The organism is Candidatus Bathycorpusculum sp. (assembly GCF_009778815.1).
In the GTDB taxonomy this organism is placed as follows: Archaea; Thermoproteota; Bathyarchaeia; order Bathyarchaeales; family Bathycorpusculaceae; genus Bathycorpusculum; species Bathycorpusculum hydrogenotrophicum.
Genome location: NZ_WRFL01000090.1, coordinates 1 through 7,695 on the forward strand (window position 1 = coordinate 1; position 7,695 = coordinate 7,695).

The 7,695-nt window shown below is 42.5% G+C and carries 9 protein-coding genes; 2 read left to right on the top strand and 7 right to left on the bottom strand.

The window, feature by feature from the left end; all coding sequences use genetic code 11:
- Positions 1-211 precede the first annotated feature (211 nt).
- A complete protein-coding gene (locus FWF39_RS11400) occupies positions 212-1,558 on the top strand; it encodes a PQQ-binding-like beta-propeller repeat protein (RefSeq protein WP_343383570.1) in 1,347 nt (448 codons plus the stop codon).
- 15 nt (positions 1,559-1,573) lie between these two features.
- On the opposite strand, the gene FWF39_RS11405 is transcribed toward FWF39_RS11400, so the two are convergent.
- The 3 genes from FWF39_RS11405 to FWF39_RS11415 all read right to left on the bottom strand — a co-directional run bounded on the left by FWF39_RS11405 (position 1,574) and on the right by FWF39_RS11415 (position 3,929).
- Positions 1,574-2,293: a (5-formylfuran-3-yl)methyl phosphate synthase gene (locus FWF39_RS11405; RefSeq protein WP_343383562.1), complete on the bottom strand. Its 720-nt coding sequence runs from the start codon at positions 2,291-2,293 to the stop codon at positions 1,574-1,576.
- 176 nt (positions 2,294-2,469) lie between these two features.
- A complete protein-coding gene (locus FWF39_RS11410; protein ID WP_343383563.1) occupies positions 2,470-2,811 on the bottom strand; it encodes a hypothetical protein in 342 nt (113 codons plus the stop codon).
- Between the two features lie 26 nt (positions 2,812-2,837).
- On the bottom strand, positions 2,838-3,929 hold the full coding sequence (locus FWF39_RS11415) for an mRNA surveillance protein pelota (RefSeq protein WP_343383564.1): 1,092 nt from the start codon (positions 3,927-3,929) through the stop codon (positions 2,838-2,840).
- A 117-nt stretch (positions 3,930-4,046) separates the two neighbouring features.
- Here FWF39_RS11415 and FWF39_RS11420 point away from each other — a divergent pair, with 117 nt between their 5' ends.
- Complete coding sequence (locus FWF39_RS11420; RefSeq protein WP_343383565.1) at positions 4,047-4,379, top strand: hypothetical protein; 333 nt, start codon at positions 4,047-4,049, stop codon at positions 4,377-4,379.
- A 139-nt stretch (positions 4,380-4,518) separates the two neighbouring features.
- Here the strand turns inward: FWF39_RS11420 and FWF39_RS11425 are convergent, their stop codons facing one another.
- From FWF39_RS11425 to FWF39_RS11440, 4 genes are all read right to left on the bottom strand, one after another.
- The gene (locus tag FWF39_RS11425; RefSeq protein ID WP_343383566.1) at positions 4,519-5,343 is read right to left on the bottom strand and encodes a hypothetical protein; all 825 of its coding nucleotides are present in this window, start codon (positions 5,341-5,343) and stop codon (positions 4,519-4,521) included.
- Between the two features lie 5 nt (positions 5,344-5,348).
- A complete protein-coding gene (locus FWF39_RS11430) occupies positions 5,349-6,182 on the bottom strand; it encodes a hypothetical protein (RefSeq protein ID WP_343383567.1) in 834 nt (277 codons plus the stop codon).
- Positions 6,183-6,384: 202 nt separating this feature from the next.
- Positions 6,385-6,519: a hypothetical protein gene (locus tag FWF39_RS11435; protein ID WP_343383568.1), complete on the bottom strand. Its 135-nt coding sequence runs from the start codon at positions 6,517-6,519 to the stop codon at positions 6,385-6,387.
- Positions 6,520-6,807: 288 nt separating this feature from the next.
- Positions 6,808-7,695: hypothetical protein (locus FWF39_RS11440; RefSeq protein WP_343383569.1), on the bottom strand; the 888-nt coding region annotated here is incomplete at its 5' end.

Sequence of the window (7,695 nt, forward strand, 5' to 3'; positions counted from 1 at the left end):
ATCCCCTACATATTACTTATTTAAGTAATATGTTTTTGCCATAAAAAGGCTTCTGCTACAGAAACAGGCCAAAATCAAGCCCAGAATCAAAAACATATTACTTAATTCGGGAAGTTAGGGTTTAACTTGTTTACAAATTCAGCATCAATCACCCATTTTTCTACAAGCTCAGTCCACTATACCTCAATCAAAGAGGATATTTATACAAGATATTGAAAATTTTGCTACTTCCTACACCATTGCTGATGGAAAAATATTTACGATTGATGTGTGGGGCAACTTGGTGTGTTTTGATGTAAAAACCGGGACTCGACTATGGAAAAATATGATTGGAGTTTATGGTTCAGTAGGGCCAATTATAGTAAAAAACGGAATAGTATACGTTGGTTCACCTGATTATGGTATTGGCGGCGTAGTAAAAACTGTTGATGTGAAAACAGGCAAGTTGTTGCCACTCCAATTCCACGCCCGAGACACCTCGTCCGCACACAAACGTGGTCCCGACACTTTTAATGTAATCAATGATAGAATATTTGTACAACAATCTAGCTGGAGAGTTTACAGTGCTATCAGTGGAAAGTTACTTTGGGAGACCTTAGCCCCATCGGTTGACCTTCCAGGATTGCCCTACCTTGAAAGTGTTTGGGCGTTTGAAGATAATTTAGTTCTTGCTTCCGGCTTCTTCTACACCAAGGATAACACTTACAATGAAAAAAGTACCTATCGCCTCAATCCAGACATAGGTACTGTTATGTGGTCAATTTTGGGATTTAGCGACAAACAACCTCTAGTTTATAATGACATGATTATTTTTTGGGATTATAAAGCAAACTATGCTGATATAGGGCAGACCATGATTGCGGTAGAGGCCTCTTCTGGAGCAAAGCTTTGGAGTATTAATCTCAACGAGGATATCTATCAACCTACAATCTACAATGATCAACTTCTGTTTGTAACATCAAACGGCTACATCTATGCCCTGAATTTACCAGATGGACACTTAGCATGGAATACCCCAGTAGCTCTCCCACCGGAGTCAGACATCTCACCTATAGAAGTTGATACTCAGATGCAGATGATTTTTTGGGGTTATACAACGGGGTGGTACAATGAGAGCATAGACAATTTTCAATATATGGGAAATATCTATAGCTTAGACGTGAACAATGGCGCGTTAGTGTGGACAGCACCGTTTGCAAATAACAGTCCTCATGGCAGCCTATCAAAAATTGCATTGCTTAATAATACAGTTTACTTGTCAACCAGCAAGGCTCTTTGGGCACTTAACAAAACAACAGGTATGGAACTTGGAGTGGAACCCTTTGACCACTATGTACAACCCATAACTTCCGCAGATAACAAATTATTTGTGGTAGCTGACCTCTATGTTATAGCATATACTGATTTTGGCAGTACAAATACATATCCGCCACAATTAACCAATATATTGCCATATACAATACCGATTTGTATAATTTTTCTGGTGATTATCATTTTAATGTTGCGTCTATATTACCGAAAAAAACACGCAAACACTTGCGGTCAGAGCTTGCCATAAAAAGACAAAAAACGGTTATGATTGGAGTTGTTTTAGGGTTTCACACAGTTCAGTGACCAGTGTTTGGGTTATGTGGCCTTTGTTTCGGTCGCTGTTTGTGCATGCTGCACCTCGCAAACCGGCAATATCAGCACCTAAAGCATAGATTACAGACAAATCTTGTTTTCGCAGAGAACCTGCTAGAGCGGTTTGCAAACCAAACTTGTGTGCCGAATCCACAAATAACTGGAGCTGATTTGGGGTGAGGTGACTAAATAGGTTGGTACCGTCTTTGACGGCTGTGTCTATCATGGCGATGTCTGCTTCAGCTTTGTAGACTACTTCAGGAATAAGCAGAGGATTTAGCGAACCGATTTTTTGTGCATCCGCATACCCTGCTACAGCAACCTTGACTTGAGGGTTGTAGTCTTTGGCAGCTCGACAGACCTGCTGAAGCAGAAAAACTGCGTCGGGAACTGTTTTTAATCCATAGAGTCCGACTTTAACGTAGTCAACATTTAGAGATGCCGCACCCAAAGCGGCAAGAGAAGCAGAACCGGGAAGATTGGGAACATCACCTATGGTACAGCTGACTTCGATGCCTCGGGGTGTGTTTTGCCGTATTTGTTTGATAATCCAAGGATAGCTAGCTCCAAGGGCACCTTCTTGAGGATTTTTGACATCAATTATGTCGGCGCCTCCAGCGACGGCTTCTTGGGCTTCGGCTTCATTGCTAGGACTGATTAAGAGTTTCAATTGGATATCATAGAAATGCGGTTTGATGGTGCCCTTTAAAGCTTCCTGTACAGCACAGCTATCCAGTAAGGTTTGACTTTTATGGTCGATGTTGAAAAATTAACAGCTCTACCTAAAAAAGCAGGTATTCACCGGGCTACTGTTCAATTCTATAGGTTTGTGGTTGAATCTGTTGGTTAGTGTTTGATTTCTGTGAGTTCATATTTGATTGGTTTGGCGCCTGAGGCTTTCATGGTCTGTATTGCTTTGAATCGTTGGGGGTCGCCTAGAGCGGATTCGAGGACTCGTTGTTGGAGCTCTGGGGTGAATTCTGTTTCGTATACTTGGAGGGTGGCTTGGTAGATTTTGGCACGTTTTATCTTTGATAGATCTACTGTTTTGTCAGCGGTTAGATAAATTGGGGTAGCTTGTTCTATGTCAAAGGCGTAGATGTTGCGTTGGTTTTGGGTTGTTTCGATTCGTGTTATGCGGATTTTTTTCTGAACGGTGTTTATGTGTTTCCATTCTGTTGGTGGCATGGCAATCAAACTTGCATACTTGAATTTTAATTTTCAGTTTGTTGATGATAGATTGGAAATCTCAGCAGTGCGGCAATGCCGCCCAGAGAAATTAGTTTGAAGCCTGCTTCATGTTCGGTGCTTACTACGGTTATGGCTGCTTGGCGGCGTTCCACGGCGTGCATGAGTTCTTCGAGTTTGAGGCGCTGATTTTCATCGGCATCGCGCAGGGTCGTGTCTGCGACTACGAGTTTTTCGATGGCGCCCATGTTTGCGGCGTTTTCGACTGCTGTTAGGCCGTAGGTTACGTTGCCTTCGCCTTTGCCTAGGCGTTTCATGATTTCTTCCATGGTTTCGGTTTCATCTAGGATGCGTAGCTGATGGGCGGTTTTTAACAGTACACCTGAGCGAAGGGCCTCATCTATTCCGGCGGTGCCGCCGTTGTTAACGCTTTTTATGTCTACTACGGCTTTGGAAAGGTCTTTGTTTTCGTCTTGGAGGTAGCTAACAAAGTCATTTTTTACAAATCCAGCGCCGATAATAACCAAAGGATTGCGATTAATAGCCCAGAGTTTTTCAAGGCTGGTCAGGGCTAATCTGAAGTATGCTTTTGTGGCTTCTACACGTTTGTCGGCGTCTTGTTTGCCGGGTAGACGTGTTCGTTGTTCGACACGGGTTTCGTAGCCGTATTGTTTGGTTTCAACAATAGCAAAACCTTCATCGTCTATGGAGAAGATTAGCAGGGGTTTTTCGGTTTCACTTGCCTTGGTTAATCTGTCTAGGAGGTGGTTGGGCCATTCTTTTTTTACGATGGTCATTTGTTGGTTGAGGGATATGGCAAGTGTGTGATGAGCACCGGTTGGGATGATATCGGGGGCGTGGATGATTAGGCCATGCACGCGGAGTTTGCCTAGGAATTTGTCCCAGCTCACAGATTCGACTTTGACGCCCATAAATGCTGAGACGCGTTCTCCGCTTTTGGGGCGAGATGATTCAGTGTCATTTTTTATGGCGCGGCTACTGTAGGCATAAACTTCGTCGCCTTTGTATACGACGTTGTAGAGATGCCAGAGGTCATCAGGCGTGTCAGGAACAACTTTTAGAAATCCCTGATGGAGGTCTTTTTGGATGATTTTCAAGGTGAAACATCTCGGCAGTAGTGAATGTGAACACAAGTAAAAATATACTACGGAACCACTTCGATAAACCTTAAATTTGCTGTAACGTAGGATATAGTGAGTTTTTAGGTGGTTTTTATGGTTGAGCATCTACAAGAGTATTTATGCCGCTACATGGATGAAAAAAGTGAATATCTCAAGGGTTGCCTTTTAGCAGCACTAGACAGCCAAGAGGGTTATTTGTGCCTTTTAATTGAGAGTTTGGGCACGCCGGTTCCCTCCGAAGATGTGCGATATGCTGAGCTTTTGGTTGATGCAGGGCTTTTTCGGGAAGAAACAAAGATTACACGCAATGGACGCAACCGATATAAGCTCTTTTATTTGACAGCCCAGGGCAGACGGATTGCTGAGTATATTAAAGAAGAAGGCTTTGATGGCAAAATTCCTGAAAACGCCGTTCCAGCAGTTTAGTTAACTATAATATATAAAAACCCAACAACAGCTGTTGCGCTTAGAGTAAGCACCTGTTGCGGTTGTGTACTGTTCGTATCATCCGTGTCACACTTTCAAATTTTTGACTCGAGTTGTAAAAACAGGGGATTTTATTCCCTCAAGATGTCGTTTGTTTTTGTGTATCCCGTGTATATCTCACAGTTTTCCTTTTCTCATACACAGCCACACAAGCTAAAACCACCACTCCCACAAACAAAGCAGCACTCACAACCATCCAATCTAAATCAAACAACTCCGCATCTAACTGATTATTCTCCTCACCAAAAGATGCCTCTGGAGTATCGCGAGATGCACTGGGGGGTTGTGTCGGGGTTACAACATCACGATTGATTGTTACTGTTTGTATGCTGCTCCACTCACCTGTTTCTCCATGAAAAACATAAGTAGCATACCACCCACCAGGAACACCACCAGCACCCATCCCTTCCGTTTGGGAGCCAATCAAAGCTTGAACCTTAACATCAATCTTACCGCCATTAGGAACCTCCCAGAAGCGCCAATCAGACAAATCTATCACAGTAGTAGATGATTTAGAAGCAGGAATATAACTGCTCAAACTGGTCGAGGGACCGTGCAGAATCTGCCACGTATCTTCAAAAGCACCCTTATAAGCCACATCATAGAAAAGTTGTGTCCAGTTGCCGCTTGAATCTTTGGTAGAGGTGAACTTTTGATTTTTAACAGTAATTGAAAGTGTCCAATTATCATAGGTGCCGCCTGGGGAAGTTATGGTTGTTTCTCCGGTGTAGGGGTTAGTTGTGGTGGTAGGTTGTCGTTCGTAGGGATGATTAACATACTTTGCTGTAAACTCTGGAACAGACGGCTTAGACACCGCCTGCACCACACCCATACAAACTATGCCTGCAAAAAACAAAACCGCAACTAAGAGCACAAACAGCAATATACTAAAGATTTTTCTCATTTAAATCACCTTACAGACGTTGAAGTTTTATGTTTATACATATACACAAGCGCAATGCTTAGCACCACAATCACAACACAAGTAATCACTAAACCAAACTCAACCAAACTAAACCCCGCAACTGTCAGCTCAGTTTGTGTCGGCTGGTCTGTTTGTGGTGGTTGGTCTGGGGTATAGGTTGGGTCTGGCGTTAGATTGGGTTGATTGGGCGCTTCATTGGTGTATGCAGGTATAGTCACGGTCTGTGTACTACTCCAGTCACTTGATACATCATCAACAAAGTAAAGTGTCGTACTGGTAGTATCCCCTGCGATGTGTACCCAACTAAGATGATTAGGATAATAACCATCATAATAACCACGGCCAATTATTGCTTTAACTCTAAAATCCAATTGCGAACCAGCGCTATATTTCATTACATTATATGCATGCGTAATTACAGTGTAGATAGAATCGGATTGCAAAATAGCACCAGACCCAGTCTCATTTTCCCACTCGTCATCACTAAAATGTCCTTTGTACTGAACAACATAGTATAGTGCTTGCTGACCGTTTGGGTCGGTAGAGGGTGTAAAGGGTTGGTTTTTTATTGAAATTTCTATTTTTCTGTCATCGTGGCGGTAACCGTTTGTGAAAGTTGTGACTGCTTTTCCAGTATAGGGATCAATAGTAGTTGTAGCAGCTGGCGGTACGTCATATGCATCACCAACAATTTTTAGACTGAATTGTGGCACAGACGGCTTAGACGCCGCCTGCACCACACCCATACAGGCCATACCTGCAAAAAGCAATCCGCCAACTAACAAAGCAGACATTAGCACACTAAATATTTGTCTCATAATATACCCCCACATAGGCATAGTTCAGAACAGATATGTAGTTTACTCCAAACACAGACAGCACAAATATCAGCAGTTAGATTCATGCTCTTGATTAGGTTTTGGTCAAACATGATCTATCCCTATGGAGTTATTGAGGACGGATTTGATTTAATACTAAGTGTACGAACAAACTGTCCAATTATTAGATAAACAATCAGTGTTAGCGAGTTTCTTTGAATAGATTATCAAGTATATCTATGACTTCTTGATAGTTGTCGGTGTTGTAGACGGCTTTGTCGGTGGTGATGAGGTAGAAGCCCTCCGAGGATTTGTGGATTTCAACTTTGACGCTCATATGATGCTTCCTTTTTGGTCAGGGTTTGTAGAAGGTTGGGGGGGTAATAAAGCAGTTGTTTCATTATTACCTGTTTCTTCTTTAGGCAGAGTTTCCTTACCTCAGTCACGGCGCGGCATCATCTGTACGATTCTACCACCTAACTCGTTACCATTAGTCTGCTTACTACGTTTCACGCCGTCAAATCCATAGATCCCCATACTTAAAAAGGAACAGAACCCTAGCCGCACAAGCTTGTTGCCATATACGGTTATTGTTTTATATACATTATTGTTTTGTATACATGTATCATGTTTCATGTCTTGAAGTTCTTCTTGTATAGATAAGCGCAATAACCAACACCGGCAAAGTAGTGCATAGAATAATCACCAAACTAAACTCAAGCAAACTAAACCTCCCTATGGTCAGTTCAGTTTGAAGGGGTTGGTCTGGGGTATAGGTTGGGTTTGGTGTTGGTTCGTTTTGATTTGGGGCTTCATTGCTGTCTCTTGTGATAGTCACGGTTTTTGTGTTGCTCCAGCCGCTTGTTTCACCAACAAAAACCCAACCGCTAGCAATAATGCGGCCTTCCCATGAGAGATAACCATCCATTGCTTCGACTTGTACATCAACTTTGCCGCCATCAGGATAATCATTTGTTCCAATATATAGCAGGGCATATTGGCCGTCATCTTGAGATGGATATCTGTGGACGTTGACGTTAGGGTTATATTCATATTTCCAGTTTTCTTCATAGTGCCCTTTTGTACGTATATTATACTGCACTGTGTTGGGATGGTTTTGGTTTTTAATCTTTATCTCGATTGACACATATTTTTCGCTGTAGCCGGGTTGAGTTACTGTTTCTCCTGTGTAGGGATCTGTAGAGTAAACTGGCGGTATCTCAGTAGATCCAGTAATACAGTTTACGGTAAATTCTGGAATTGCTGGTTTCTTTGGAGTGATCTGAGCTTGCGCCTCACCCAGCCAAACTATGCTTGCAAAAAACAAGCAGCTAACCAATAGAACACATATAAACGCACTAAATATTTTTTTCATCCCCACCACCGTGTAGTGTCTTGTCCCAAAATAATTTCCCACCCGAGTTATCTTACGACACACTACCTCACCACCCAAACTCTGCAAAACACCTTTCCAAAAATACCGCACCCACCCAACTAAAAACATGGTCAAAAT

Excerpts from the sequence above, each read along its gene's own strand:
- FWF39_RS11410 (WP_343383563.1), bottom strand. The coding sequence starts at position 2,811 with ATGCCACCAACAGAATGGAAACACATAAACACCGTTCAGAAAAAAATC.
- FWF39_RS11420 (WP_343383565.1), top strand. The coding sequence starts at position 4,047 with ATGGTTGAGCATCTACAAGAGTATTTATGCCGCTACATGGATGAAAAA.
- FWF39_RS11425 (WP_343383566.1), bottom strand. The coding sequence starts at position 5,343 with ATGAGAAAAATCTTTAGTATATTGCTGTTTGTGCTCTTAGTTGCGGTT.
- FWF39_RS11430 (WP_343383567.1), bottom strand. The coding sequence starts at position 6,182 with ATGAGACAAATATTTAGTGTGCTAATGTCTGCTTTGTTAGTTGGCGGA.
- FWF39_RS11435 (WP_343383568.1), bottom strand. The coding sequence starts at position 6,519 with ATGAGCGTCAAAGTTGAAATCCACAAATCCTCGGAGGGCTTCTACCTC.